2 protein-coding genes are annotated in these 2,555 nt (G+C 69.0%); both read left to right on the top strand.

The annotated features are described in order from the left end of the window. The first annotated feature begins 431 nt into the window (after window positions 1–431). Window positions 432–1,634, top strand: a complete 1,203-nt coding sequence (locus tag VGZ32_RS24915) for an ROK family transcriptional regulator (RefSeq protein WP_326888622.1) — start codon at window positions 432–434, stop codon at window positions 1,632–1,634. Window positions 1,635–1,704: 70 nt separating this feature from the next. Then, window positions 1,705–2,555: alpha-amylase family glycosyl hydrolase (locus tag VGZ32_RS24910; protein WP_326888621.1), on the top strand; the 851-nt coding region annotated here is incomplete at its 3' end.

Raw genomic sequence — 2,555 nt, 5'->3', positions numbered from 1 at the left:
CCGCTCAGGTCCGCCCAGGCGGGCGCGGAACTCGGCCCGTTGCCGGGCGATCCGCTCGAGGTGTTGCTGGAACAGGCGGCGAGGACGAGCCCCGCGGCCGCCACCGCCGCTACGGAGCGGGCGGCCCTACCGGTGGCTGTGCGCATTGGTACCCCTTTGTCGAATGCTGATAACGGTGTCGCGCTGTGCTGCGTAGCCGGCCTAAGGTCGCGGCCGGGGCGCCACGGTCGCGGGGAGATCTCAATGCCGAGCCGCCGAGCGCTTGTGGCGGTGCGGTGGCGTTTCGCCGAAGGTAACTACGACGAAATCCGCGGGTCAAGTCTGTTGCCATTTTTTAATTTACGAACAAATTCCACCGAATTAAAGCCCGTCTCAAGGGCAGAATTTGTTCGGTTCTTGACTATTTTCGCGTAACGTTGGATTCTCGCGCTGTGAGCCCTTCTCCCCACGAGACCCGCGCCTCGCGCAACCGGCAGGCGGTCGTGCGCCTGCTGCGCGAACGCGGCACCCTCAGCCGAGCCGACATCGCGCGCGCCACCGGGCTGTCCCGCTCGACGGTTTCCGGGCTGGTCGGCGAGCTCGTCGCCGGCGGTCTGGTGATCGACCTGGGCACCGCGCTGCCACCCGCCGGGGGCGCCGCCGGGCGCCCCGGATCGGCCGTGATGCTCAACCCGGCCACCGGCGAGGCGATCGGTGTCGACTTCGGCCACCGGCACGTCCATGTGATCATCGCCAACGTCACCCATCAGGTGCGCATCGCCAAGTCGCAGCCGCTGGCCGCCGACTACCACCCCGAGCGCGGCATCGACACCGCGGCGAGCCTCGTACGCGAGGCGATCGCCGAAGCGGGCATCGATCCGACGCGCATCCTCGGCGTGGGCGTGAGCGTGCCGTGTCCGTACAACCGGGACACCGACGCCGCCGCCGGGTCCGATCCCCGCTGGGCCGGTGTGTCCGTGGCCACCGCGCTGTCCGAGCGCCTGCGCCTGCCGGTCACCGTCGACAACGATGCGCAGCTCGGTGCGCTCGCCGAGCGGCTTTGGGGCGTCGGCCGTGACTTCGACGACGTGGTCTACCTCAAGCTGCACGCCGGAGTCGGCGGCGCGTTGATCATCGGCGGCCGGCTGGTGCGCGGCGCCACCGGCTCGGCCGGGGAGATAGGCCACCTGGTCCTGGACCCGGCCGGACCCCTGTGCCGGTGCGGCAACCGAGGCTGCCTCGAATCCTTCGTCGCCCTGCCGAGAATCATGCGCGGACTCGAACCCGGCTACGGCGACCACATCACGCTGCGCGATGTGATCACCATGGCGTGGCAGGGCGATCGCGGCTGCATTAGAACCCTGAGCGAGGCGGGGGCGGCGGCCGGCCGCGCGGTCGCCATGCTGTGCAACATCCTGAACCCGCAGGCGGTGGTGGTGGGCGGAGCGCTGGCCGGAGCCGGCGAGCTGCTCCTGGGCCCACTGCGCGACGCGGCGGCCAAGGCGGCACTGCCGCTTGCCGCCGCCGCGCACATCACCGTCGGCGAACTAGGCCCCCAGGCCAGCGCACTCGGCGCGGTCGCGCTGGTCCTGGGCCAAAGTGAGAGCGACCGGTCCGTCGACGGAGCGGCGCTCGGCGCGGCTGTGCCGAGCTGAGCCGGATCCGGCGGCGGACCGGTCCCCGGCCGTCCAGGACGACCACCAGGCGAACACGAGAAGGAACGCCATGCTTGACCTGACCGACAACGGTGGAACATTCGCCGGATCGTCTCCGTCCGGCGCTCCGATATGCGCACAGCGACTGCCCGCCGAGGACACGGTGCACGGCGATGCTCCGGCCAACGCCCCGATTCCCGATTCGGCACTCGACACGCCGTCCGCGCAGCGTGACCCGCTCTGGTTCAAGCGCGCGGTCTTCTACGAGGCCTTCGTCCGCTCGTTCTACGACTCGAACAACGACGGCACCGGTGATCTCAAGGGCCTGACGAGCAAGCTGGACTACCTGCAATGGCTCGGGATCGACTGCATCTGGCTGCCGCCGTTCTTCAAGTCGCCGCTGCGCGACGGCGGCTACGACGTGTCCGGATACAAGGAGATCAACCCGGACTTCGGCGACCTGGGCGACTTCGTGGCCTTCGTCGAGCAGGCGCACGCCCGAGGCATCCGAGTCATCATCGACGTGGTCATGAACCACACCAGCGACCAGCACCCGTGGTTCCAGGCTTCGCGCGGCGAGCCCGACGGCCCCTACGGGGACTTCTACGTCTGGGCCGACGACGACGCGGGCATGCCGAAGGCGCGGGTCATCTTCTCGGACGCCGAGACCTCGAACTGGACCTTCGACCCGGTACGCAAGCAGTACTACCTGCACCGCTTCTTCTCACACCAGCCGGACCTCAACTACCACAATCCCGCGGTGCGGCGGCGCATCATGAGCGTCCTGAGATTCTGGCTGGACCTCGGGGTGGACGGCTTCCGGCTGGACGCGGTGCCGTACCTGTACCACCAGGAAGGCACCACGGGCGAGAACCTCCCGGAAACGCACCAGTTCCTGCGGGATATCCGCAAGATGGTGGA

The sequence above is a fragment of the Actinocrinis sp. genome, assembly GCF_035938995.1.
Lineage (GTDB): Bacteria > Actinomycetota > Actinomycetes > Streptomycetales > Catenulisporaceae > DASZGI01.
The sequence above is the reverse complement of the archived record's forward strand: the minus strand, read 5'-3'. Positions and strand labels throughout refer to the sequence as shown.